The organism is Streptomyces sp. NPDC057136, from assembly GCF_042670885.1.
Classification (GTDB): Bacteria; Actinomycetota; Actinomycetes; order Streptomycetales; family Streptomycetaceae; genus Streptomyces.
In genome coordinates this window covers 1-24,462 of sequence record NZ_JBHUUV010000044.1, presented here as the reverse complement: position 1 = coordinate 24,462, position 24,462 = coordinate 1, and the positions used below count along the sequence as shown (strand labels likewise).

Here is a 24,462-nt window from a genome sequence, read left to right as displayed (position 1 = left end):
GTCGGCACAGGGGTGGGGCGGCAGGTCCTTGCCGCCCCGGCCCCCGGCTGCTCTGATGGGTGTCCGTGACAGAAGCACGCACTGCCGTCGAAGCCGTGTACAGGATCGAATCGGCACGGATCATCGCCGGAACCGCCCGCATCGTGCGGGACGTGGGAATCGCCGAGGAAATCGCGCAGGACGCGCTGCTCGCCGCGCTGGAGCAGTGGCCGGTGTCCGGGGTCCCGGACCGGCCGGGCGCCTGGCTCATGGCCACCGCGAAGCACCGGGCGATCGACCTCGTACGCCGCAAGGAGACCTACGCGCGCAAGCTGGCGGAGGTCGGCCGGGCCCTGGAGGACGTACCGCCGCCGGAACCCGCCGATCCCGACCACATCGACGACGATCTGCTGCGGCTGATGTTCACCTCCTGCCACCCGGTGCTCTCCACCCAGGCCCGGATCGCCCTCACCCTGCGCCTCCTCGGCGGCCTCAGTACCGAGGAGATCGCCCGCGCGTTCCTGGCTACCGAGGCGACCGTCGCCCAGCGCATCGTGCGGGCGAAGCGGACCCTGGGCCGGGCGGGCGTCCCCTTCGAGGTGCCGTGCGGCCCCGACCGCGCCGCCCGCCTCGACTCCGTACTCGAAGTGATCTACCTGATCTTCAACGAGGGGTACGCGGCGACCGCGGGCGACGATCTGCTGCGCCCGGCGCTCTGCCAGGACGCGCTGCGGCTGGCCCGGGTGCTGGCCGGTCTGATGGAGAAGGAGCCCGAGGTCCACGGGCTCGTCGCGCTGCTGGAGCTCCAGGCGTCGCGTGCCGCCGCGCGGACCGGGCCCGATGGTGCGCCGGTGCTGCTCGCCGACCAGAACCGGGCGCGCTGGGACCAGTTGCTGATCCGGCGCGGCTTCGCGGCCCTGGCGCGGGCGAACGCGGCGGGCGGGGCGACGGGACCGTACGCCCTCCAGGCCGCGATCGCCGCCTGTCACGCGCACGCGGTGACGTACGAGGACACGGACTGGACGGCGATCGCCACGCTGTACGGGCACCTCGCCGCGCTCACTCCGTCCCCCGTGGTGGAGCTGAACCGGGCGGTGGCGGTGTCGATGGCCGATGGGCCCGAGGCGGGGCTCGCCCTGGTGGACGCGCTGGCGGCGGGCCCTGAGCTCAAGACGTACCACCTGCTGCCGAGCGTGCGGGGCGATCTGCTGGAGCGGCTGGGGCGGCGGGAGGAGGCGCGGGCGGAGTTCGTACGGGCGGCGGAGCTGACCCGTAACGAGCAGGAGAAGACGCTGCTGCTGGCGCGCGCCGACCGGGTGTCGCGATGAGTTCGGGGGGTGTGGCGGGTCTACCTTCCGAGAGGGCTTTTCGGCTTTCGGCTTTCGGCGTTTCGCTTTTCGGCGAGGAGAAGACCGTGCAGAAGATCACTACGTTCCTGTGGTTCGACAGCCAGGCGGAGGAGGCGGCGAACCACTACGTCTCCGTCTTCGGCGGTGACTCGCGGATTCTGGGAGTCACCCACTACGGGGCGGCGGCCCCGGGAGAGCCCGGCTCCGTCATGACCGTGAGCTTCCGGCTCGCGGACCAGGAGTACATCGCCCTCAACGGCGGCCCGCAGTTCCCCTTCACGGAGGCCATCTCGCTCTCCGTGAACTGCGAGGACCAGGCCGAGGTGGACCGCCTGTGGGACGCGCTCACCGAGGGCGGCGAGGAGGGCCAGTGCGGATGGCTCAAGGACAAGTACGGCCTGTCCTGGCAGATCGTCCCGAGCGGCCTGCCCGAGGTGCTGTCCGATCCGGACCCGGCCAGGGCGGAGCGGGCCATGAAGGCGATGTTCGGCATGCGGAAGCTGGACATCCAGGCGGTCCGGGACGCCTGAGCAATCGGCTCCGGGACGGCGCCGGCGCCGTGACCGAATACGTTCACCGCACGAGAGGCTCTAGCCGCGCCCGTCCCCCGGCCCGAAGGCCGCGAGCGCGTCGGCGTCGGTGATCCGGCCCCGGAGGTAGGTGTCGGCCCACTCGGCGGCCCTCTCGAAGCCGGACTCCCGTCCGACGCGCGCCACGGCGGCCTCGACGTCGAACTCCGTACGCCGCAGTTCGACCCCCGGGCCGAGCAGTGCCCAGTGCGCCCCGGGCCGCCCGTACGGCATCCCGACGCTGCCCGGGTTGACCACCAGCCGACCGTGGGCGAGGCGGACGAACGGCATGTGCGTATGGCCGCACACCACCGTGCCCACCTCGTCGTCGAGGCCGGTGAAGACCTCTTCCCAGCGGTCGAGGCGCGAATCGACCAGGGCGATCTCCTCGTCGTCGCGCGGGGTGGCGTGGCAGAACAGCACCCGGCCGAGGCCGGGCAGCGTCAGCTCGGCCGTCCGCGGCAGCCGGCCGAGCAGGTCGAGGTGGTCCTCGCGCAGTTGCCCGGCCGCCCAGGTGCTGACCGGGTAGGGGATGGCGGCGCGGATAGCGCGGCGGTATTCGAGCAGCTCGCGGTCGGCGTTCCCGCTGACCCATACGACCCGTTCGCCGAGACCTGTCAGCAGGTCGAGCACCTCGGCGGGCTGCGGGCCCGCGGTGATGTCCCCGGTCAGCACGATGCGGTCGGCGGCCGACACATCGGGCTCGGCGAGTACCGCTTCGAGGGCGGGCAGTGCCCCATGGATGTCCGAAAGAACCGCGACCCGTTTCACCATGAGGTCCACCCTGCACCGGTGTTCACGGCCCGTCACCCCCGCGTGCCGGCCCGGTCGGTAGTGTCTGGGGCATGTCACGCCGTTCACCGCTGCCGCCGCCCCCGCCGCCCGTGGAGCTGCGCTCCTGGCCCGACCGGCAGGCGATGTTCGCCGACCGGGCGGTGGTTCTCGGCGCGTTGGTCACGATGCACCTGGGGCACGTGCGGCTCGCCATGCTGTGGCTGTGGGGGATGCTGGCGGCGCTCGGCTGGTCGTTCGTGGGCGGGGCGATCGTCTCGTTCGAGGAGCCCAACGACCCGTTCGCCGCGATGCTGGGCATGGTCGGCTTCGCCCTCGGTGCCTTCCTGCTGGTGCCGTCGGTCGCGTTCGTCGCCGTCGGGCTCGCCCGGGACCGGCAGGTCCGCCGGCTGCTCGTCCAGTGGGGCGCGCTGGGCCGCGATCCGGCGGGCGACCTGCGGCTGCGGATTCCCGGCGTCAGCCTCCTCTGGATGCTGACGTCCTTCGCGCTGTGCGCCCTCGGCCTGTACACGTGTGTGGTCGTCCCCGCGGGCGCGGAGGCGGGCGAGGAGACGTACGGGGAGGTGGCCCTGTTCATGGGCCTCGGTCTCATCTGCTGGCTGACCGGTCTGATCGGGGTCGTCAAGGCGCTCGCGCACCGCCGCTGGGTGCTCCGGGTCCTAGGGTCTGCCCGGCGGACAGACCCTAGTCGGGACGCTCGCCGAACCGCCGGTCAGGGCCGCTTGAGGGGCTGACCGACCAGCATCGCAGGAGCCCCCGCCACCCGGGTGAGGAACACGGTCGCCGCGTTCGGGCCCTGGAGTTTCATCTTGCGGCGCAGTTCCTCCGGTTCGACCGCGGAGCCGCGCTTCTTGACGGTCAGGATGCCGACCTTCCGCTCCCGCAGCAGGGCCTTGAGCTTCTTCATGTTGAAGGGGAGCGCGTCGGTGATCTCGTACGCGGTCGTGTACGGGGACACGTACAGCTCGTCGCTCGTGACGTACGCGATCGTCTCGTCGACCAGCCGGCCGCCGCACCGGTCCACGATGTCGGCGACCAGATGGGCGCGGATGACGGCGCCGTCGGGCTCGTACAGATAGCGGCCGACGGGACCGACGGGCGGGGCGGGCAGCGGGGCCGGGGCCGTCAGGGTGGCGCCCGCCGGGAGCAGCGTCGCCCGGAACGAGCCGGGGGCGAAGCCCTCGCCGAACCAGAGCACCGCCTCCTTCACATCGCCGCCGTCCGAGATCCACTCGGCCTCGGCCTGCGGCTCGATCGCCTCGTGCGGGACGCCGGGGGCGATCTTCAGCGCGGCGCGAGGGGCCTTCAGCGCGGCCGAGGTCGCCCAGGACAGCGGGGGAGAGTACGCCTCCGGGTCGAAGATCCGGCCCCGTCCGCCGCGCCGGGCCGGGTCGACGAAGACCGCGTCGTACGGAGCGGTGTCGATCTCGGTGACATCGGCGCACCGCACCTCGACCAGCGCCTCCAGACCGAGCGCCGCGGCATTGGCGCGGGCGACCTCGGCGGTCAGCGGATCGCGGTCCACGGCCAGCACCGCGATGCCCGCACGCGCGAGGGCGATCGCGTCGCCGCCGATCCCGCAGCACAGATCGGCCACACTTCGCACCCCGAGGCCGGCGAACCGCTGCGCCCGGTAGGTGGCGACCGAGGTGCGGGTCGCCTGCTCGACACCGTTGGGCGTGAAGAACATCCGGTACGCGTCGTCCGCGCCGAACTTCGCCACCGCCCGCTGCCGCAGCCGGGCCTGCCCCAGGGCCGCCGAGACCAGGTCGGCCGGGTGGCTGCGGCGCAGGCGGGTCGCGGTGGCCAGTTCCCGGGCGGGGTCGTGGTCGCGCAGCTCGGCCAGGAGCGCGGTGCCCTCGGGGGCGAGCAGGGCGTGGAAGCCGGCGAGCGGGTCGGGCGCGTCGGGCGTGGGGAGAGCGTTCACCCGGCCCATTGTGAGCCAGCCGGGGGACCGGGCGGGCCCGGCGGCGGTGTCGGGCCGGGCACCCGGGCGCGCCCTGGCAGGATGCGGCGCCATGCAGCTAGTACGACAAAAGGAAGAATCCGCCAGGAAGCGGCACAGGCCCGGCCGCCTCGTCCGTGGGCCGGTCCGCAAGGCCCTGATCGTTCTCCTCGCCACCGCCGTCGCCTCCGGGTGCGCGGCCGAAGGCGCGGACAGTGCCACTGGTGGGAAGCACTCGGCGTCGCCCGCCGCCGGTCAGGAGGGGCCGCCCGAACTGAAGGCGGCGCCGGCCGACGCGCTGTCCGTGTACGCGGAGAACCTGAAGCGGAAGCAGGCCGCGCGGGTCGCGGTGGCCAAGAAGTGGCGACTGGCGAAGGTCCCGTTGGCCGCCCCCGAACCACCGGCCGTCAAGCCGCGCATCACCACCCGCAAGGGCTTCGAGGTCGCTGGCGGGGACGCGCTGCCGCCCGTCTTCACCACCGTGCCGACCAAGGAACGGATCGTCTTCCTGACGATGGACGACGGGGCCGAGAAGGACCCCGCGCTGCTGCGGATGATGACGGAGCTGGACATCCCGTACAGCGCCTTCCTCAGCGACTTCGTGGTGAACGATGACTACGGCTACTTCAAGAAGATGCAGGCCCGCGGTGTCACCCTCAACAACCACACGCTGAACCACCGCTATATGCCCGGTCTGTCGTACGCCGAGCAGAAGCGGGAGATCTGCGGCCAGCAGGACAAGATCGCGAAGCACTTCGGGAAACGGCCCACGCTCTTCCGGCCGCCGTACGGCAACTACAACCGCGACACCCTGCGCATCGCCAAGTCCTGCGGCATCAAGGCCGTGCCGCTGTGGTCGTCGGAGGCGTTCCCCGACCACATGGAATGGCGCGAGTGGGACCGCGACCTGCACCCCGGCGACATCATCCTCACCCATTTCCGGGGGCCCGAGGACTGGAAGGGCTCCATGCCCGACATGATCCGGCGGGTCATGAAGACGGTCACGGACAAGGGTTACGCGGTCGCCAGGCTGGAGGACTACGTCTGACACGGCCACAGGACTGTGTCCGGCACGGGAGGGCGGCCCGTCCGCCACGCCGGGGTGGTGAATTGGCACTCCGCTTGACCGAGTGCTAATCGCGGTCATAGTCTCAGTGCTGGCACTCCCCACTGGAGAGTGCCAGCACCACCGTGCGACAGGGCAGGTCCGGCACCCGCGACGACGGATCGACCTGGTCGCCACCCCAAAGACTGTTAAACCCCGTGAGATCTCCGAAGGGGGAGACCGGATCGTGTCGACCACCAGCTCCAAGGTTGCGATCAAGCCGCTCGAGGACCGCATTGTGGTCCAGCCGCTCGACGCCGAGCAGACCACGGCCTCCGGCCTGGTCATTCCCGACACCGCCAAGGAGAAGCCCCAGGAGGGCGTCGTCCTGGCTGTGGGCCCGGGCCGCTTCGAGAACGGCGAGCGCCTTCCGCTCGACGTCAAGACCGGCGACGTCGTTCTGTACAGCAAGTACGGCGGCACCGAGGTGAAGTACAACGGCGAGGAGTACCTCGTCCTCTCGGCTCGCGACGTGCTCGCGATCATCGAGAAGTAATTCACCCACGTTTGTTTCTGTTCTGCGCCCCTGGCCCCCTGCGATAACTAGCCGGGTGGTCAGGGGCGCAGTTCGTTTTGAGAGGACAGGCAACAGCCCATGGCGAAGATTCTGAAGTTCGACGAGGACGCCCGTCGCGCCCTTGAGCGCGGCGTCAACAAGCTTGCCGACACAGTCAAGGTGACGATCGGCCCCAAGGGCCGCAACGTCGTCATCGACAAGAAGTTCGGCGCCCCCACCATCACCAACGACGGTGTCACCATCGCCCGCGAGGTCGAGCTCGACGACCCGTACGAGAACCTCGGTGCCCAGCTGGTGAAGGAGGTGGCGACCAAGACCAACGACGTAGCGGGTGACGGCACCACCACCGCCACCGTCCTGGCCCAGGCGCTCGTCCGCGAGGGCCTGCGCAACGTCGCCGCCGGCGCTTCCCCGGCCGCCCTGAAGAAGGGCATCGACGCCGCGGTCAAGGCCGTGTCCGAGGAGCTCCTCGCGACCGCCCGCCCGATCGAGGACAAGTCCGACATCGCCGCCGTGGCCGCGCTCTCCGCGCAGGACACCCAGGTCGGCGAGCTCATCGCGGACGCGATGGACAAGGTCGGCAAGGACGGTGTCATCACCGTCGAGGAGTCCAACACCTTCGGTCTGGACCTCGAGTTCACCGAGGGCATGGCCTTCGACAAGGGCTACCTGTCGCCGTACATGGTGACCGACCAGGAGCGTATGGAGGCCGTCCTCGACGACCCGTACATCCTGATCCACCAGGGCAAGATCGGCTCCATCCAGGAGCTGCTCCCGCTCCTGGAGAAGGTCATCCAGTCGGGTGGCTCCAAGCCGCTGCTGATCATCGCCGAGGACGTCGAGGGCGAAGCCCTGTCGACCCTGGTCGTCAACAAGATCCGTGGCACCTTCAACGCCGTCGCGGTGAAGGCCCCGGGCTTTGGTGACCGCCGCAAGGCCATGCTCGGCGACATCGCCACCCTCACCGGTGCGACCGTCATCGCCGAAGAGGTCGGCCTCAAGCTCGACCAGGCCGGTCTCGACGTGCTGGGCACCGCCCGCCGCGTCACCATCTCCAAGGACGACACGACCATCGTCGACGGCGGCGGCGACTCCGCCGACGTCAAGGGCCGGGTCAACCAGATCAAGGCCGAGATCGACTCCACGGACTCCGACTGGGACCGCGAGAAGCTCCAGGAGCGCCTCGCGAAGCTGGCCGGCGGCGTGTGCGTGATCCGCGTCGGTGCAGCCACCGAGGTGGAGCTCAAGGAGAAGAAGCACCGTCTGGAGGACGCCATCTCCGCGACCCGCGCCGCGGTCGAGGAGGGCATCGTCTCCGGTGGTGGCTCCGCTCTGGTCCACGCCGTCAAGGTCCTCGAGGGCAACCTCGGCAAGACCGGCGACGAGGCCACCGGTGTCGCGGTCGTGCGCCGCGCCGCCGTCGAGCCGCTGCGCTGGATCGCCGAGAACGCCGGCCTGGAGGGTTACGTCATCACCTCCAAGGTCGCCGAGCTCGACAAGGGCCAGGGCTTCAACGCCGCGACCGGCGAGTACGGCGACCTGGTGAAGGCCGGCGTCATCGACCCGGTCAAGGTCACCCGCTCCGCCCTGGAGAACGCCGCGTCGATCGCGTCGCTGCTGCTCACGACCGAGACCCTGGTCGTCGAGAAGCCGGCCGACGACGAGTCCGAGGCCGGTCACGGCCACGGTCACTCCCACTAGTACGCACCCGGCACACCACTGAGGCCCGGTACCCCCGTCGCGGGGGTACCGGGCCTCAGTGCGAGGCAGGCTCAAGCCCCTCCGGCGATTGAGGAGCGGGGTCCGGAGCGGAGCCCCGAGAGGTCATGCCGAGTGGCCCAGCACCTCCGGTGTCACCGGGTCCGCGAACGGCCGGCCCCCGGCGAAGCGTTCCAGCTCGTCCAGCGCCTGATCCGCCATGCGGTGCAGCTCGTTGCCCAGCGAGCCCGCTATATGAGGCGTGAGCAGGACGTTCGGCAGGTCGTACAACGGTGAATCCGCCACCGGCAGTTCGGGCTCCGTCACATCCAGCACCGCGTGCAGCCGCCCGCTCACCAGCTCCGGAAGCAACGCCTCCTCGTCGACCAGCGAACCGCGCGCCGTATTGATCAGCGTCGACCCCGCCGGCATCAGCGCCAGCTGCGCCGCCCCGATGAGGTGGCGCGTCTCCGGCAACTGGGGAGCGTGGACGGAGACCACCGAGCTGCGGGCGCACAGCTCCGGCAGTGTCGCCGTCCGCACCCCGAGCGCGGCGGCCTCGGCGGCGGAGACGTACGGGTCGTACAGCAGCACGTCCAGGTCGAACGGGCGCAGCAGTTCCATCACCCGGCGGCCGATCCGGGACGCGCCGACGATGCCGACCGTACGGCGGTAGTTGCCGCTCGCTTCGAGATCCTGGAGCCAGTCGTGGTCGGCCCGCAGCGCGCGGAAGCGCTGGGCGGCGTGCAGCACCCGCTTGTTGGCGAAGAGGATCGCGGCGAGGGTGAACTCGGCGACGGGCAGGGCGTTGGCGTTGGCCGCCGAGGTGACGGCGATGCCGCGTTCCCAGCACGCGTCGGTGATGTGGTGCTTGACGGACCCTGCCGCGTGCACGACGGCGCGCAGACGGGGTGCCGCGGCCAGGATCTCCGCGGTCAGAGGGGTGGCGCCCCAGCAGGTGAGGAGCACGTCCGCCTCGGCGAGCGCGGCGGCCACCTCCGGGCCGGGGGCGGCCAGATCGTGGGCGACGAGGCCCGGGTCCGTACGGGTGAGGGCGGCCAGCCGGGTGCGGTGGCGCTCGGCGAACAGCCGGCCGGCGATGCCGGGGCCCATCGCGAGCAGCGCGCGGGGCCGGTTGTCAGTGGCGTGGGGCATGGTGGAACTCGACTCCTCGAAGGCTCGCCTGACGGTCACTTGACACTTCCTGCCGTCAGTCCCGCCTTCCAGTGCCGCTGCAGCGAGACGAAGGCGACGATCAGGGGGATGACGGCGAGGAGGGAACCGGTGACGACGAGAGGGTAGAAGCTCGGTTCGCCATGGGTGTTGGTGTTCCAGGAGTACAGACCGAGGCTCAGGGGGAAGAGCTCGCGGTCCGACAGCATCACCAGGGGGAGGAAGAAGTTGTTCCAGATCGCGGTGAACTGGAAGAGGAAGACGGTCACGAAGCCCGGCATGACCATGCGCAGACCGATCGACCAGAAGGTGCGCAGCTCACCTGCCCCGTCGATCCGGGCGGCCTCCAGCGCCTCGTCGGGGATGTATCCCGTACAGAAGACCCGCGCGAGATACACGCCGAACGGGTTGACCAGTACGGGGATCAGCACCGACCAGTAGGTGTTGACCAGCCCGGTCTTCGAGGCCAGGAGATACATCGGCAGGGCGAGCGCGGTGGTCGGGACCAGCACGCCCATCAGGACGAGGCCGAACAGCTTCTCCTTGCCGCGGAATTCGTACTTGTCGAAGGCATAGCCCGCGGCGACGCAGATCAGGGAGCAGACGAGCGCTCCGCCGCCCGCGTAGAGAAGGCTGTTGACGTACCAGCGGAAGTAGATGCCGTCGCCGTAGGCGGCGAGGTTCGACAGGTTCTCGCCGAGGTTGAAGCCGTCGAGGGAGAAGGCGTTGCCCGCGAGCAGGTCGCCGGTGTCCTTGGTGGCGGCGGTGACCAGCCAGACGAGCGGGAAGAGCATGTAGACGACGGCGAGCATCAGGAAGCCGTTGACGGCGGTCTTCGACATCCAGCGGTTCGGGGGAGCTGAGGGGTTCATGCCTTCCTGCCCTTGCGTCCGGTGAAGCGGGTGACGACGAAGGACAGCAGCGCGGCGGTGAGGGCCAGCAGGATGGAGGCGGCGGCGGCGAGCCCGTAGTCGTTGCGTTCGAAGGCCGCGGTGTACGCGTACATGTTCGGCGTCCAGGTGGAGGAGACGGCGGAGCCGGTCCCCTTGTTGAGGATCAGCGGCTCGGTGAACAGCTGGAGCGAGCCGATGATCGTGAACAGTGCGACCATCGCGACCGAGGCGCGGATCAGCGGAACCTTGATGGAGAAGGCGATCCGCCAGGCGCCCGCGCCGTCCACCGTGGCCGCTTCGAGTACGGAACGGTCGACGGCCTGGAGGGCGGCGTAGAAGATCACCATGTTGTAGCCGAGCCATTCCCACAGCGCGATGTTGACGATGGAGGGAAGAGCGCCTTCGGAGGAGAAGAAGTCGAAGCCGATTCCCCCGGACTCCATGGCGCTGACCACCGGGCTGAGCTGGGGTGTGTAGAGGTAGACCCAGATCAGCGCGGCGATGATGCCCGGCACGGCGTGCGGGAGGAAGAGCGCGAGCTGGAAGAACCGGCGGGCGCGGGCGAGTGTGGAGTCGAGCAGCAGAGCGAGCGCGAGGGCTCCGACGAGCAGCAGCGGAATGTAGAAGACGCAGTATCCGAGCAGGACGACGAAGCCCTCGCGGAAGGCCCGGTCGCCCAGCGCCGCCGCGTAGTTGTCGAGGCCGCTGAAGACGGTCTCGGTGCCGCCGAAGCCCAGTCCGGACTGCTTCTCGGTGAACAGGCTGAGCCAGACCGCGTAACCGATCGGCACCACCATGACCACGGTGAAGAGTGCGAAGAACGGGCCCAGCAGGACTGCGGCGGCTCTGGTTGTCCGGGCGCGCTTCATCAGCCGGCGTCCTCGACCTTCAGGCCGCGCTTCTTGAGCTCGGCGACCGTGGCGTCATGGCCGGCCTTCACCGCTTCGGCGATCGTAGTGTCGCCGCTCGCGACCTTGCCGAACTGGTCCTTGATGATCGTGTTGGAGGTGCCGGTCGTCGGGCCCCAGGCCCAGTCGGGCCGGATGGACGTCGCGGCTCTGTCGAAGACCTGGTAGATGTCCGCGCCGCCGAAGTAGCTCGCGTCGAAAGCGGCCTTCGCCACCGGGCGCAGCTCGGCCGCGGCCGGGAAGGCGCTCGACGTGCCGGATGCGATACGGGCCTTGATGCCCTCCGGCGTGGTCGACATCCAGGTGGCGAACTCGACGGCGGCCTCGGCCTTCTTGCTGTTCTTCGACACGGCGAAGGTGGACCCGCCGAGCATGCCGCTCGCCGGAGTGCCGTCCCAGCTGGGCATCGGCGCGACCGCCCACTTGCCGCTCTGCTCGGGCAGCGTGCCCTTCAGGACACCGGCGCCCCAGGCGGCCCCGAGGTAGCCGACCGTTCCGCCGCTCTTGAGCGAGTTGGTCCACTCCGGGCTGAACGAGGCGTTGGCCCTGATCAGGTCGTCGTCGAGCAGGCCCTGCCAGTAGTCGGCGGTCTTCGTGGTCGCCTGGTCGGTCGTGTTCACCTTCCAGGTGTCGCCCTCGGCCTTGTACCACTGGGCCCCTGCCTGCCAGGCCATCGCCTGGAAGGTGGTCGGGTCATCGGGGAAGAAGGTGCCTATGCGGGCCTTCTTGTCGGCCTTCTTGACCTTCTCGGCCGCCTTGCGGAAGTCGGCCCAGGTGGTGGGGACTTCGACGCCGTACTTCTCGAAGAGGTCCTTGCGGTAGTAGAACGCCTGCGGCGAGGCGTCGAAGGGGACGGCCCAGTTCTTGCCGCCGAGCGTTGTCAGTTCCACCGCCTGCGGCAGCAGCTTCTTCTTGATGTCGTCCGTGAGGTACGGGCTGATGTCCTGGACCGAGCCCTGGCTGACGAACTCGGGCAGCTGCGGGTACTCGATGCTGACGAGGTCGGGTGCGTTGCCCGCCTTCACCGCGTTGGAGATCTTGGCGTAGCCGCCCGCGTTCCCGGACGGGATCTCCTCGTAGACGACCTTGATGTCCTTGTGCGAGGCGTTGAACGCGTCAACGACTTCCTTCGATCCCTTTGCCCAGCCCCAGAAGGTGATGCTGACGGGCTTGCCGTCGCTTCCGGGTGCGGCGTTGTCGTCACCGCTGCCGCCGCACGCCGTGAGAACGGCGAGGGCGGTGGCGGCACCGACGATGACGTGGGACGTTCTGCTCCAACTGCGGCTCACGGCGTGGCTCCTGAACAGGCGGCGACATGGGGCGTTGGCCGTGATCCTTGAACCAGCTGTGACCGAAGTCAAGAGCGAAAGATTGATTGATCGAAAAAAGATCAGAACGGTTATGTACGGAAGCGGTCGGGGAGGCGCCGGGGGCGTTACGTCACGGGGTCTCCGCAGGAGCTGCGGACCCGGAGCTGCGGGAGCAGCGACACATGGCGGCGGGGCAGCCCGGCGCCGGGGCCCCCGATCTGGGTGAGGCGTTCCACCAGCAGGTCCGTCGCGTGCCGCCCCACCTCCCGCTTGGGCGGGGCCACGGCGGTGAGCGGGGTGTCCGCGAGCGCCGCCACCTCGTCGTCGTAGGCGATGAGCGCCAGGTCCTGCGGCACCCGTACACCGAGCTCGGCCAGGCGCTGCACCACCTGGATCGCGTCCACGTCGTTGTGGATCAGGGCCGCGGTCGCCACCCCGGAGACGACCGCCTCACGCAGGGCCTGCACGGCCTCCTCGAAGGCGTCCGGCTCCTGCTCCGCCGGTACGGAACCGATCACGCCCTGCGGGGCGCGCAGCCCCATCACGGCGAGCGCCTCCTTGTACCCGGACCGCACGGCGACGGCCGTCGGCGAATCGGCGCGGGCCATCAGCAGTGGCGCCCCGTGGCCCAGTCCCACCAGGTGGCGCAGGGCGAGCAACACCCCGTGCCGGTGGTCCGAGCAGACCCGGTCCAGGGTGTCCAGCGGTGAGCCGGCGGGAGGCTGCCGTTCGAGGAGCACCGTGGGCACGGGCAGCGAGGTGATCCAGTCGCCGAACGCCGCCGGGTCGCCGGGCCGCCGCCAGCCGGGCGCGACCAGCACTCCTTCGGCGCCGGCGGCGAGCAGGCCCTGGGTGCGGGCGTGGTCCTCCTCCGGCCGGTAGTCCGAGATCCGCAGGATCAGCCGGGCCCCGGCGCGGGCCGCGGCCTCGTGCGCCCCGCGGATCACTTCGGCGAAGTAGTACGTCGCGGAGGGCGCGAGCATGCCGAGGACCAGCCCCCTGCCCGTACCGCCCGCGGTGTCGGGCGCCGCGGCCGCACGGTCCTGCGGCCAGGAGACCGAACCGTGCACCCGGTCGAGCAGGCCCCGGCCCGCCAGGTCCTCCACGTCCCGGCGCACCGTGACGGGTGAGACCCCCAGCTGGGAGGCGAGATCGGAGACGCGGGCCGAGCCCCGTTCCCGTACCAGCCCCAGCAGGCGGTCATGACGTTCAGCAGCACTTTCGCGCACGACAGCAGTCCCCTCGACGTGTGTGTCCCCGACCCTAGACCACAATGATCGAACGACGGGAGTTTCGATCATTCAAACGCTTTCCATTGACGTTCGATCAGTCCGAGCCCCAGGATTCCGGGCGATGCCGACCCGATCCGACTCTGACTCTTCGTACGGAGGAATTGTGAGACATCGCCTCACCGCAGCAGTGCTCGCTGCCCTGACGGCCGCCGCCGGTCTGACGGCAACGGCCCAGAGCACCGCGCAGGCCGCACCCGTGGGCCGCACCTTCCACGTCGACTGCTCCGCCCCCGCGCAGGGTGCGGACGGAAGCGCGCGGCACCCCTGGACGACTCCCGCCGAGGCCAACGCTGCCACCTACGGTCCAGGCGACCGCCTGCTCTTCAAGCGCGGCGCCACCTGTACCGGCACGCTCACCCCCAAGGGTGCGGGGTCGGCCGATGCACCCTTCACCATCGCCGACTACGGCGACAGCCCGCAGCGCGCCAGGCTCGACGGCGCGGGCGCACACGACGTCGTACTCCTCGCCGACACCGAGCACGTCCGGCTGACCGCGCTGGAGATCACCAACGCCTCGAACCCCGGCAGCGAACGCAACGCCGTACGGCTGCGCCTGACCGACTACGGCACGGCCCGCGGATTCGAGATCGACCACCTCTACATCCACGACGTGCGCGGCGGCGACTTCAAGACGATCACCGGTTCCAGCGCCATCCACGTGGCTGTCCAGGGCATCGCCAAGGCCAGCAGGTACGACGGCGTCGACATCCACCACAACCTCATCGAGGACGTCGACCGGGAGGGCATCTACTTCAAGTCGACGTTCTCCAAGCGCGCGCTGGTCGGCAACCAGCAGGACCCGAACGTCTACCCCGGCGCCTGGACCCCGTCCACCGGCGTCCGCATCCACCACAACACCCTCAGGTCGCTGGCCGGCGACGGCATGAAGCTGGACACCACCGCGGGTGCCCGCGTCGACCACAACCGTATCGACGGCTTCCAGTTGCGCTCGCCCTCGGCCAACGCGGGCATCTGGACGTTCAACACCGACGACACGACCATCGAGTACAACGAGGTCTCGGGCGGCGGGAACACCCACGACGGCATGTCCTTCGATGCCGATGGCGCCTCCGACCACACGGTCTTCCAGTACAACTACAGCCACGACAACAAGGGCGGCTTCCTGCTGGTCTGCCCCTACAGCGGCGCCAAGACCATCGACACGGTCGCCCGCTACAACGTCAGCCGCAACGACGGAGCCCGGCTGCTGCAGAACTGCTGGGGCCCCATCCTCAACACCCAGATCTACAACAACTCCTTCTACAACAAGGAGAAGATCCCCGCCTATCTGGTGCAGGACGACAACGGCAATCCCTCCGCCACCGTCCACGAGCAGTCCATCCGCAACAACGTCTTCGTCAGCGAAGGGACCGGCGGATACGGCTTCACCAACCCCACCCCCGGCCTGTCCTTCGACCACAACGCGTTCTACGGCATCACGATGACCCGCCCCAACCTCGGCGGCATCACCGGGAACCCGCTGCTGCGCGAGGACTGGAGGCTCGGCGCCGGCTCACCCGCGATCGGCACGGGCGCCGTCATCGGGAACAACGGCAGCAAGGACTACTTCGGCAACCCGCTGCCGGACACCGCCCCGAACCTGGGCGCCTACGAAGGCCCCGGCCTTCCGTAACAACGCAATAACGCCCTACTGAGGACCGTACTTGCGGCCTGTCCTGGAGGTGACCCCTCCGAGCAGGCCGCGAGGCGTCACCTTCACCAGCCCCATCAGCGCCTTGTACCGGGCGTCCGGCACCGACACCGTCCGCCCGCGCGCCAGATCCGCGAGCGCACTCGTGACCAGCTTGTCCGCGTCGAGCCACATCCAGCCCGGAATGCTGCCCGTTCCCATCCCGGCCCGCTCGTGGAACTCCGTCCGTACGAACCCAGGACACAGCGCCATCAGCCGCACGCCCGACCCGGACAGGTCCTTGGCCGCGCCCTGGGTGAACTGCACGACCCACGCCTTGGACGCCCCGTACGTCCCGCGCGGCACGAAAGCCGCGACGGACGCCACGTTGATGACTCCGCCGCGCCCCCGCTCCTTCATCCCGGCAGCGGCGGCGGACGTCAGCCGCAGCACCGCCTCGCAGTGCACCTTCAGCATCGTCAGCTCATCGGCCATGGGGACCTCCAGATAGCGCCCCTTGTTCCCGAATCCGGCATTGTTGATCAGGAGGTCGACGGACTGGTGGCGGTCCCCGAGCCGGGCCTCGACCGCCGCGATCCCCTTGTCCTCGGAGAGGTCGGCGGTCAGGACCTCGGCCTCGATGCCGTGCCGGTCGTGCAGTTCGGTGGCCTGGACCCGCAGCCGCTCGGTGTCACGGGCCACCAGCACCAGGTTGTGCCCCTCGCCCGCGAGCCGCCGTGCGAAAGCGGCCCCGATCCCCGCCGTCGCGCCCGTAATCAGTGCAGTCGTCATAGGCGGCACGTTAGTGCCCGGCGTGCGTGGGCGGTCGACCCGCCCGCTGTCCCTTGTCGACAACCACGAACTGGCCCATCATCCCGTCGTCCTCGTGGCGCAGCAGATGGCAGTGGTACATGTACGGAGTGTCCGGGTCGGCCGGCCCGTCGAACCGCAGAACGATGGTCACCGTCGCCCCCATGGGCACCGCGACCGTGTCCTTGCGGCCGCGCAGCGCGGGCTCCGGTTCCTTCCCGTTCACCTTCAGGACCCTGAACTGCGCGTCGTGGACGTGGAAGTTGTGGGTCACGTCGCCGCCGTTGCGCAGGGTCCAGGTCTCCGTCGTGCCCCGGACGACCGTCTCGTCGATCCGCTTCATGTCCATCGGGCGCCGGTTGATCCCGGACTGAAGCAGTTCGAAGTGCCGTCCGCGTACCGAATCCTCCGCCCGGGGCAGTTCGAGCTCACCCAGGGCTGCGGGCAGGGCGGGCGACTTGCGCAGCTGCTTCGACGCCCGCAGCTCAAGTACGTCGAAGGAGTCGTCGCCCCCGTTGAACCGCTTCTCCCAGCCGCCCCCGCCGCGCCACGGATAGCTGCGCAGCACCGTGCGCTCACCCGGCTGCATCCGTACGACGATCTCGGCGCGCTCGCCCGGGGAGAGCTGTACGCGGTTCATGGCGGCGGCCTTCTCCAGCAGCCCGCCGTCCGTCCCGACCAGGCCGAACGAGCGGTCGTCGTCGAAGCCGAAGGTGTAGATGCGGGCCGTGGACGCGTTCAGCAGACGCAGCCGTACGAGCTCGTCGCCGACCTCCCGGTACGGGTCGAGGGTGCCGTTCACCAGGGTCTGTTCGCCGAGGAATCCGGTGTTGGCCAGGAAGAAGCGCCCATGGTCGAGCTTCGCCCCGTCGAACGTCACGTCCTGGACGACGACCGGGAGATCGTCCACCCCGTACGTCCTGGGCAGCGCGAGCCGTTCCGACCGTTCGTCGTCGATCAGGAACATCCCGGCCAGTCCGCGCTGGATGTGCTGCTCGGTCCTGCCGTGCGGATGGGGGTGGTACCAGAGCGTCGCGGCCGGCTGGTCGACCTTCCAGCGCGGGGCCCAGTCGCCGCCCGCCCGCACCATCTGGTGCGGTCCGCCGTCCATCGACGCCGGCAGGTGCATCCCGTGCCAGTGCACGCTCGACGCCTCGTCCAGGGTGTTCTTCACCCGGACCTTCACCTGCTCGCCGCGGCGCGCGCGCAGCGTCGGCCCCAGATAGCTTCCGTTGAAACCCCAGGTCGGTGTGGACCGCCCGTCCTTGAACTCCGTTTCCCCCGCCTGCATCCGCAGATCGAAGACCCGGGTGCCGTCCTTGTCGACGGTCGACTCGGACAGTGGGGGTACGGCCATCCGGTTGCTGAAGCGGACCTTCCCCACCGTGCTCACATCGGCGCCGGTCCACAGCCAGGCGAACACGCCGCCGATGGCCGCAACGAACACGCCCGCAGCCACACCCAGCGTGATGAGTGCCCGTACCAACCGCCGCCGTCCCCTGGACTTTTCCATGCTCACCAGGGTTCCGCCCAAGGGCGGCCGGGGTATCGGGCGCATCCCTGACCGTCCCCTGAGCCGCCCCCTACGGACCGTCAGCCGTCAGACCCCGTGCTTCTCCACGTACGCCCGTGCGTCACGCAGTGCCTCCGGGTGCAGCGCGTCCCCGGCCGCGAGCAGCTGGGGCAGTAGCGTCCGCTCGGTCGTGACGGCCCGGAACACCAGGGACACGGTGACGTCGTGGTCCGGCCGGTGGACGATCTCGACCGGGTCGCCCGCGCTTATCGTCCCCGGCTCCAGGACCCGCAGATACGCGCCGGGCGCGGCCTCTTCGGTGAACCGCTTGACCCACCCCTTCTCGCCGAGATGACCCGCGAACGTACGGCACGGAATGCGGCCCGTGGTCACCTCCAGGACGAGACCGGAGCCGATCCGCCAGCGTTCCCCGATCCTGGCCCCGCTCACATGGACCCCCTGGGTCGTGAGGTTCTCGCCGAACGCACCGTTGGCCAGGTCCCGGCCGAGCGCCGTCTCCCAGGCGTCGAGCTCCTCGCGCGCGAAGGCGTACACCGCCTGGTCCGTGCCCCCGTGGTGCCGCAGATCGCACACCGCGTCGCCGGCCAGACCGCTGCCGCCGCTTCCCTTGGGGCCCGGGTCCGATACCTGTACGGGGCCGTCGGCCGGGTGCTTGTCGATCCCGGTGACGCCACCGGGGCCGTTGGTGTGTTCGGACGGCCTGGGGCGGCCCAGGTTCACGGTCAGCAGCTTCATGGCGTACACGCTAGCGAGTCATTACTCAAAGCCGCACACCAATTATTCACGCCTGCCCCAAGAGTCGCTTATGGTGGAGGGGTGATCGAAGCCCGTCATCTCCGAGTCCTGCGCGCCGTGTCCACGACCGGTTCGTTCTCCGCCGCCGCGCGCGAACTGGGCTGCACCCAGCCTGCGGTCAGCCAGCAGATGAAGGCCCTCGAGGCATCGGCGGGCACCACGCTGCTCATCCGTACCGGCCGCGAGATGCGGCTGACCCAGGCAGGCGAGGCCCTGGTCCGCCATGCGTCCGGCATCCTCGCCGGGCTGACCGCCGCGGAGGAGGAGGTCGCCGCGATCGCCGGACTGCGGGCGGGCCGGGTCCGGCTCGTCTCGTTCCCCAGCGGCAGTTCCACCCTGGTCCCCGGCGCGCTCGCGGCGCTGCGCGCCGCCCACCCCGGCACCCGGGTCTCGCTCGTCGAGGCGGAGCCGCCCCGCTCGGTGGAGATGCTCCGGGACGGCGACTGCGACATCGCGCTGGCGTTCCGTTACGGGGAGTCCGGCGGCGAGTGGGACGACCTGGTCGTGCGCCCACTGCTGGCCGACCGGCTGATCGGGCTGGTCCCCGAGGGGCACCGGCTGGCGGACGCGGCGGCCGTGGGCATCGCGGAGCTGGCCGACGAGCCGTGGATCGCGGGCTGTCCGCGCTGTCGCCGCCAGCTCGTGGAGGTCTGCGAGGCGTCCGGCTTCACTCCCCGTATCGACTTCGCCACCGACGACTACCCGGCGGTGATGGGACTGGTGGGAGCGGGCCTCGGGGTGGCCGTCCTGCCGGAGCTGGCCATCGAGTCGGTACGCCCGAAGGGTGCCCGTACCGTCACGGTCGAACCGGCCATCGAGCGCGAGATCGTCGCACTGACCCTCCCGGACCTGGCCCAGGTGCCCGCGGTGGCGGCCACGCTGGACCAGCTCGCCCGGGCCGCCACGCGCTGAAGCGGGCAGCTCCGACGGCGCCGGGGCTGCCCGCTTCGGTGGGCGTTTGGGGAAACGCTCACGAAGAATCGTTTCTCTGTTGGGTGGAGGGCGTGGGTGTCAGGCGCGTCCGCCGCCGGCCGCGCCGGCCGAGTGGGCCGCCGCGATCAGCCGGTTGCGTGCCCGGCCCATGAGCTCTTCGCGCTCGTCCTCGGTCAGGCCGCCCCACACTCCGTAGGGCTCCCGTACCGCCAGTGCGTGCGCCGCGCACTCGGCCCGTACCGGGCAGCGCATGCACACCTCTTTCGCCGAGGTCTCGCGAGCGCTCCGAGCCGCCCCGCGCTCACCCTCCGGGTGGAAGAAGAGTGAGCTGTCGACCCCTCGGCAGGCGGCCAGCAGCTGCCAGTCCCACAGATCTGCATTGGGTCCGGGAAGGCGGGAGAAATCTGCCATTGCGTGTCCCCTCGAAACCGTGCTGAGTCGGAAACGGCATCCTCGACCGTTGTTGATCGTCGGTGACCGGAGTCCCGACCGTACATCTACGGTGTTAGTAGATGTAAATATGACTGATTGCGAATCTAGCCACAGACACCGGTAAAAGGGAAGAAAATCCGCTAAATGGGGCATACCTTTGGGTGAAGTTTCTGTTGACGCCTGGATGATCTGCGCCGCTCTCCTCCGTGTGCGACCCCTCACGTAGAGTGCCGAACTCGACCTTCCAACCCGTAACTCTTTCGAGTGACCATCGTTGAGAGTGCGGAGGCGGTTGACGAAGAACGAGCTCGGGCAGATGTCCGAGGGGGTCAACCGCACAGGTGACGACTTGTATCAGCCTGGAGGCTCAAGGTGACGCGCATCAGCTGCGGAGGACGGTCATGACATCCGTCCTCGTCTGCGACGACTCCCCGCTTGCCCGAGAAGCGCTCCGCCGCGCGGTTGCCACCGTGCCCGGCGTCGAGCGTGTGACGACGGCGGCCAACGGCGAGGAAGTTCTCCGCCGCTGGGGGGCCGACCGTTCGGATTTGATTCTGATGGACGTACGCATGCCCGGTCTGGGGGGTGTGGAGACGGTCCGGAGGCTGCTCTCCGCCGACCCGGGGGCCCGGATCATCATGCTGACCGTCGCCGAGGACCTGGACGGTGTCGCGCTCGCGGTCGCCGCCGGTGCCCGCGGCTATCTGCACAAGGACGCCTCGCGCGCCGAGCTGCGGGCCACCGTGACGCAGGCCCTGGCCGATCCGACGTGGCGGCTCGCCCCGCGCCGGCTGCGGTCCGCCGAGATGGGTGCGGCACCGACGCTCACCGCGCGTGAGATCCAGGTGCTCGAAGGCATGAGCCACGGCCGGTCCAACGCGGAGATCGGACGCGAGCTGTTCCTCTCCGAGGACACGGTGAAGACGCACGCGAGGCGACTCTTCAAGAAGCTCGGCGCCTCGGACCGCGCACACGCCGTGGCGCTCGGCTTCCGATGGGGCCTGGTCCGCTGAACCCGGGCCACGGCCGGTAGCCGTAGCCACCCCCGTCCGCGCAACGGCGGGCGGGGTGACGGGGACGGCGGGGCGGCGGGCCCGCGATCCGACCCCTCCGACCAGCGATATGTGACGCTTCTCGGCCGATGCCGCATCCTTGAGACGTGGAGTTCCTCGGGAACGATTCGGTCGAGCGGAAGGGGAGGGCGCAGGACATGACATCCGGCGCACCCGCTCATAACGCTTCGGTGCACAACTCAGGACGCGGTGCCGCGGATCCGGCGGCCCCAAGGCACCATGGTTCGATGCGCGACGACGAGACAACGGTGATCGGTGCACTGGTGCACCGTGCCGTCGACGGCGACGCACAGGCCACCCATGATCTGCTGGCCCATGTCCACCCCCTCGCGCTGCGCTACTGCAGGTCCCGGCTGAACCGGCTGCCCGGTGATGCCCGTCACTTCGTGGAGGACCTGGCGCAGGAGGTCTGTGTCGCGGTGCTGATGGCGCTGCCGCGGTACAAGGACACCGGCAGACCCTTCGAAGCCTTCGTCTTCGCCATCGCGGGTCACAAGGTCGCCGACCTCCAGCGCGCCGCCATGCGGCACCCCGGGTCGACGGCCGTGCCTTCCGACGAGATGCCGGAGCGGCCCGACGATTCGCTCGGCCCGGAAGAGCGTGCCCTGCTCAGCAGTGACGCGGCCTGGGCCAAGAAGCTCCTGGCCAACCTTCCGGAGAATCAGCGGGAGCTGCTGGTCCTGCGGGTCGCCGTCGGACTGACGGCCGAGGAGACCGGTCAGATGCTGGGGATGTCCCCGGGGGCCGTCCGCGTCGCCCAGCACCGCGCGCTGAGCAGGCTGCGCGCCCTCGCGGGACAGTAGGCGCGTCCCGTCCGTGATCACGTAGGAACATACAGAACCGCTTACCGATCTTGATCGTGGAATGAGACACCCCGGAAGCCCGTTAGCATGGACATCCGCACCGATCAAGGCCATTTGGGGAAGGTGTCATGACTGCAAACGTCGACGGAGTGCCCGAGAAATTCGCGACGCTCGGGCTGACATACGACGACGTGCTGCTGCTGCCGGGCGCGTCCGACATGGCGCCCGATCAGATCGACACTTCCTCGTACATCTCGAAGAACGTCCGGGTGAACATCCCGCTGCTCTCCGCGGCGATGGACAAGGTCACCGAGGCGCGCATGGCCATCGCCATGGCCCGTCAGGGCGGCGCGGGCGTGCTGCACCGCAATCTCTCCATCGCCGACCAGGCCAACCAGGTCGACCTGGTGAAGCGCTCCGAGTCCGGCATGGTCACCGACCCGATCACGGTGCACCCGGACGCGACGCTGCTGGAGGCCAACGACCTCTGTGCCAAGTTCCGCATCAGCGGTGTCCCGGTCACCGACCCGGCGGGCAAGCTCCTCGGCATCGTCACCAACCGTGACATGGCCTTCGAGCCGGACCGCACGCGCCAGGTGCGCGAGGTCATGACGCCGATGCCGCTGGTCACGGGCAAGGTCGGCATCTCCGGCGTGGACGCCATGGAGCTGCTGCGCCGCCACAAGATCGAGAAGCTTCCGCTGGTCGACGACCACGGAATCCTCAAGGGTCTCATCACGGTCAAGGACTTCGTCAAGGCCGAGAAGTACCCGAACGCAGCCAAGGACAAGGAAGGCCGGCTGCTGGTCGGCGCCGCCGTCGGTGTCGCGGGCGACGCCTACGAGCGGGCCCAGGCGCTCGTCGAGGCGGGCGTCGACTTCATCGTCGTCGACACCGCCCACGGCCACTCCCGGCTCGTCGGCGACATGGTCGCCAAGATCAAGTCGAACTCCTCGATCGATGTCATCGGCGGCAACATCGCCACCCGTGACGGTGCCCAGGCACTGATCGACGCGGGCGTCGACGGCATCAAGGTAGGCGTCGGCCCCGGCTCCATCTGCACCACCCGTGTGGTCGCCGGTATCGGCGTCCCGCAGGTCACCGCGATCTACGAGGCCTCGCTCGCTGCCAAGGCGGCCGGTGTCCCGGTCATCGGTGATGGCGGCCTCCAGTACTCCGGCGACATCGCCAAGGCCCTGGTGGCCGGCGCCGACACCGTGATGCTCGGCTCGCTGCTCGCGGGCTGCGAGGAGTCGCCGGGCGAGCTGCTCTTCATCAACGGCAAGCAGTTCAAGTCGTACCGCGGCATGGGTTCGCTCGCCGCGATGCAGACCAGGGGCGAACGCAAGTCGTTCTCGAAGGACCGTTACTTCCAGGAGGGCGTCGCCTCCGACGAGAAGCTGGTCCCCGAGGGCATCGAGGGCCAGGTCCCCTACCGGGGTCCGCTCTCCGCGGTCGTCCACCAGCTCACCGGCGGTCTGCGCCAGTCGATGTTCTACGTCGGCGGCCGGACGGTGCCGGAGCTCCAGAACAACGGCCGCTTCGTACGGATCACCTCGGCGGGTCTCAAGGAGAGCCACCCGCACGACATCCAGATGACCGTCGAAGCGCCGAACTACAGCAGGAAGTAGCCGCACCGTCGCCCGAGGGGCGGCCCCGGGGGTTCCCCGGGGCCGCCCCTCCGACGTGTGTCGGGGATACTGGCATGGCAGACGTAGAGGGAAAGGCCACACCATCGTGACTGAGATCGAGATCGGGCGCGGCAAGCGCGGCCGCCGGGCGTACGCATTCGACGACATCGCCGTCGTTCCGAGCCGTCGTACGCGGGACCCGAAGGAGGTCTCGATCGCCTGGCAGATCGATGCCTACCGGTTCGAGCTGCCGTTCCTGGCAGCTCCCATGGACTCCGTGGTTTCCCCGCAGCACGCCATCCGGATCGGCGAGCTCGGCGGACTGGGCGTACTCAACCTGGAAGGGCTGTGGACCCGGCACGCCGACCCGCAGCCGCTCCTCGACGAGATCGCCGAGATGCCCGTCGAGTCCGCGACCCGCCGGCTCCAGGAGATCTACTCCGCTCCCATCCAGGAGGAGCTGATCGGGCAGCGCATCAAGGAGGTGCGCGACTCCGGTGTCGTCACCGCCGCAGCGCTCTCCCCGCAGCGCACCGCCCAGTTCTCCAAGGCGGTCGTCGACGCGGGTGTGGACATCTTCGTCATCCGCGGTACGACGGTCTCCGCCGAGCACGTCTCGGGCGCGGCCGAGCCGCTGAACCTGAAGCAGTTCATCTACGAGCTGGACGTCCCGGTGATCGTCGGCGGCTGCGCCACGTACACCGCGGCACTCCACCTGATGCGCACCGGCGCGGCCGGTGTCCTCGTCGGCTTCGGCGGCGGCGCCGCGCACACCACGCGCAACGTCTTCGGCATCCAGGTCCCGATGGCGACCGCGGTCGCCGATGTGGCCGGGGCCCGTCGTGACTACATGGACGAGTCGGGCGGCCGGTACGTGCACGTGATCGCGGACGGTGGCGTCGGCTGGTCCGGCGACATCCCGAAGGCCGTCGCCTGTGGCGCGGACGCCGTGATGATGGGCTCCCCGCTGGCCCGTGCGACGGACGCCCCCGGCCGTGGCCGGCACTGGGGTATGGAGGCCGTCCACGAGGACGTGCCGCGCGGCAAGCTGGTGGACCTGGGCTCCGTCGGGACGACGGAGGAGGTCCTCACGGGCCCCTCGCACACCCCTGACGGCTCGATGAACATTTTCGGCGCCCTGCGCCGCGCGATGGCCACCACGGGCTACAGCGACCTCAAGGAGTTCCAGCGCGTCGAGGTGACGGTGGCGGACTCGCAGCACCGCCGCTGATCCCACCCCGGGACATCCGGACATGACGGGAGGGCCCGGACCACAGCTGTGGTCCGGGCC

General features: G+C 69.7%; 23 protein-coding genes. 12 read left to right on the top strand and 11 right to left on the bottom strand.

The window, feature by feature from the left end; translation table 11 throughout:
- The first annotated feature begins 65 nt into the window (after window positions 1-65).
- On the top strand, window positions 66-1,307 hold the full coding sequence (locus ACFT7S_RS33610; protein WP_382738613.1) for an RNA polymerase sigma factor: 1,242 nt from the start codon (window positions 66-68) through the stop codon (window positions 1,305-1,307).
- Window positions 1,308-1,393: 86 nt separating this feature from the next.
- Window positions 1,394-1,858, top strand: coding sequence for a VOC family protein (locus tag ACFT7S_RS33605; protein ID WP_382738610.1), 465 nt, complete (start codon window positions 1,394-1,396; stop codon window positions 1,856-1,858).
- A gap of 60 nt (window positions 1,859-1,918) precedes the next feature.
- On the opposite strand, the gene ACFT7S_RS33600 is transcribed toward ACFT7S_RS33605, so the two are convergent.
- Window positions 1,919-2,671 (bottom strand): metallophosphoesterase family protein, encoded by a 753-nt coding sequence (locus ACFT7S_RS33600; RefSeq protein ID WP_382738608.1) that lies wholly within the window; start codon window positions 2,669-2,671, stop codon window positions 1,919-1,921.
- A gap of 71 nt (window positions 2,672-2,742) precedes the next feature.
- Between ACFT7S_RS33600 and ACFT7S_RS33595 the strand changes: the two genes are divergently transcribed.
- Window positions 2,743-3,423 (top strand): hypothetical protein, encoded by a 681-nt coding sequence (locus ACFT7S_RS33595; RefSeq protein ID WP_382738605.1) that lies wholly within the window; start codon window positions 2,743-2,745, stop codon window positions 3,421-3,423.
- Here the strand turns inward: ACFT7S_RS33595 and ACFT7S_RS33590 are convergent.
- Window positions 3,402-4,625 (bottom strand): methyltransferase domain-containing protein, encoded by a 1,224-nt coding sequence (locus ACFT7S_RS33590; RefSeq protein WP_382738673.1) that lies wholly within the window; start codon window positions 4,623-4,625, stop codon window positions 3,402-3,404. The genes ACFT7S_RS33595 and ACFT7S_RS33590 overlap by 22 nt on opposite strands.
- 82 nt (window positions 4,626-4,707) lie before the next feature.
- On the opposite strand from ACFT7S_RS33590, the gene ACFT7S_RS33585 reads away from it, so the two are divergent.
- The 3 genes from ACFT7S_RS33585 to groL all read left to right on the top strand — a co-directional run bounded on the left by ACFT7S_RS33585 (window position 4,708) and on the right by groL (window position 7,957).
- Window positions 4,708-5,682 carry a polysaccharide deacetylase family protein gene (locus ACFT7S_RS33585; RefSeq protein ID WP_382738602.1) on the top strand — a complete coding sequence of 325 codons (975 nt, stop codon included), beginning with the start codon at window positions 4,708-4,710 and terminating at the stop codon, window positions 5,680-5,682.
- Between the two features lie 244 nt (window positions 5,683-5,926).
- Entirely contained in the window at window positions 5,927-6,235 is a 309-nt protein-coding gene (gene groES, locus ACFT7S_RS33580) for a co-chaperone GroES (RefSeq protein WP_028439209.1), read from the top strand.
- Between the two features lie 99 nt (window positions 6,236-6,334).
- A complete protein-coding gene (gene groL / locus ACFT7S_RS33575) occupies window positions 6,335-7,957 on the top strand; it encodes a chaperonin GroEL (RefSeq protein ID WP_382738598.1) in 1,623 nt (540 codons plus the stop codon).
- A gap of 123 nt (window positions 7,958-8,080) precedes the next feature.
- Here the strand turns inward: groL and ACFT7S_RS33570 are convergent, their stop codons facing one another.
- From ACFT7S_RS33570 to ACFT7S_RS33550, 5 genes are all read right to left on the bottom strand, one after another.
- A complete protein-coding gene (locus tag ACFT7S_RS33570; RefSeq protein WP_382738597.1) occupies window positions 8,081-9,109 on the bottom strand; it encodes a hydroxyacid dehydrogenase in 1,029 nt (342 codons plus the stop codon).
- Between the two features lie 35 nt (window positions 9,110-9,144).
- Window positions 9,145-9,999: a carbohydrate ABC transporter permease gene (locus tag ACFT7S_RS33565; RefSeq protein WP_382738594.1), complete on the bottom strand. Its 855-nt coding sequence runs from the start codon at window positions 9,997-9,999 to the stop codon at window positions 9,145-9,147.
- Window positions 9,996-10,889: a carbohydrate ABC transporter permease gene (locus tag ACFT7S_RS33560; RefSeq protein ID WP_382738591.1), complete on the bottom strand. Its 894-nt coding sequence runs from the start codon at window positions 10,887-10,889 to the stop codon at window positions 9,996-9,998. The genes ACFT7S_RS33565 and ACFT7S_RS33560 overlap by 4 nt, the downstream gene beginning before the upstream one ends.
- On the bottom strand, window positions 10,889-12,217 hold the full coding sequence (locus ACFT7S_RS33555; RefSeq protein ID WP_382738588.1) for an ABC transporter substrate-binding protein: 1,329 nt from the start codon (window positions 12,215-12,217) through the stop codon (window positions 10,889-10,891). The genes ACFT7S_RS33560 and ACFT7S_RS33555 overlap by 1 nt, the downstream gene beginning before the upstream one ends.
- A 146-nt stretch (window positions 12,218-12,363) precedes the next feature.
- On the bottom strand, window positions 12,364-13,467 hold the full coding sequence (locus ACFT7S_RS33550) for a LacI family DNA-binding transcriptional regulator (RefSeq protein WP_382738585.1): 1,104 nt from the start codon (window positions 13,465-13,467) through the stop codon (window positions 12,364-12,366).
- A gap of 166 nt (window positions 13,468-13,633) precedes the next feature.
- Here ACFT7S_RS33550 and ACFT7S_RS33545 point away from each other — a divergent pair, with 166 nt between their 5' ends.
- Window positions 13,634-15,163, top strand: coding sequence for a right-handed parallel beta-helix repeat-containing protein (locus ACFT7S_RS33545; protein ID WP_382738582.1), 1,530 nt, complete (start codon window positions 13,634-13,636; stop codon window positions 15,161-15,163).
- Window positions 15,164-15,178: 15 nt separating this feature from the next.
- Here the strand turns inward: ACFT7S_RS33545 and ACFT7S_RS33540 are convergent, their stop codons facing one another.
- From ACFT7S_RS33540 to ACFT7S_RS33530, 3 genes are all read right to left on the bottom strand, one after another.
- The gene (locus tag ACFT7S_RS33540; protein ID WP_382738580.1) at window positions 15,179-15,952 is read right to left on the bottom strand and encodes an SDR family NAD(P)-dependent oxidoreductase; all 774 of its coding nucleotides are present in this window, start codon (window positions 15,950-15,952) and stop codon (window positions 15,179-15,181) included.
- Between the two features lie 10 nt (window positions 15,953-15,962).
- Complete coding sequence (locus tag ACFT7S_RS33535) at window positions 15,963-17,483, bottom strand: multicopper oxidase family protein (protein ID WP_382738577.1); 1,521 nt, start codon at window positions 17,481-17,483, stop codon at window positions 15,963-15,965.
- 87 nt (window positions 17,484-17,570) lie between these two features.
- Window positions 17,571-18,239: an MOSC domain-containing protein gene (locus ACFT7S_RS33530; protein WP_382738574.1), complete on the bottom strand. Its 669-nt coding sequence runs from the start codon at window positions 18,237-18,239 to the stop codon at window positions 17,571-17,573.
- A gap of 81 nt (window positions 18,240-18,320) precedes the next feature.
- Between ACFT7S_RS33530 and ACFT7S_RS33525 the strand changes: the two genes are divergently transcribed.
- On the top strand, window positions 18,321-19,211 hold the full coding sequence (locus ACFT7S_RS33525) for a LysR family transcriptional regulator (protein WP_382738571.1): 891 nt from the start codon (window positions 18,321-18,323) through the stop codon (window positions 19,209-19,211).
- A gap of 99 nt (window positions 19,212-19,310) precedes the next feature.
- Here the strand turns inward: ACFT7S_RS33525 and ACFT7S_RS33520 are convergent, their stop codons facing one another.
- Window positions 19,311-19,643 carry a WhiB family transcriptional regulator gene (locus ACFT7S_RS33520; protein WP_382738568.1) on the bottom strand — a complete coding sequence of 111 codons (333 nt, stop codon included), beginning with the start codon at window positions 19,641-19,643 and terminating at the stop codon, window positions 19,311-19,313.
- A gap of 422 nt (window positions 19,644-20,065) precedes the next feature.
- Here ACFT7S_RS33520 and ACFT7S_RS33515 point away from each other — a divergent pair, with 422 nt between their 5' ends.
- The 4 genes from ACFT7S_RS33515 (at window position 20,066) to ACFT7S_RS33500 (ending at window position 24,402) form a co-directional block, all read left to right on the top strand.
- Window positions 20,066-20,677 carry a response regulator transcription factor gene (locus ACFT7S_RS33515; protein WP_003948568.1) on the top strand — a complete coding sequence of 204 codons (612 nt, stop codon included), beginning with the start codon at window positions 20,066-20,068 and terminating at the stop codon, window positions 20,675-20,677.
- A gap of 287 nt (window positions 20,678-20,964) precedes the next feature.
- The gene (locus tag ACFT7S_RS33510) at window positions 20,965-21,540 is read left to right on the top strand and encodes a sigma-70 family RNA polymerase sigma factor (protein ID WP_056796454.1); all 576 of its coding nucleotides are present in this window, start codon (window positions 20,965-20,967) and stop codon (window positions 21,538-21,540) included.
- A gap of 128 nt (window positions 21,541-21,668) precedes the next feature.
- Window positions 21,669-23,171, top strand: coding sequence for an IMP dehydrogenase (gene guaB, locus ACFT7S_RS33505; RefSeq protein ID WP_382738566.1), 1,503 nt, complete (start codon window positions 21,669-21,671; stop codon window positions 23,169-23,171).
- Between the two features lie 106 nt (window positions 23,172-23,277).
- Window positions 23,278-24,402 (top strand): GuaB3 family IMP dehydrogenase-related protein, encoded by a 1,125-nt coding sequence (locus ACFT7S_RS33500; protein WP_173315126.1) that lies wholly within the window; start codon window positions 23,278-23,280, stop codon window positions 24,400-24,402.
- The last annotated feature ends 60 nt before the right edge of the window (window positions 24,403-24,462 follow it).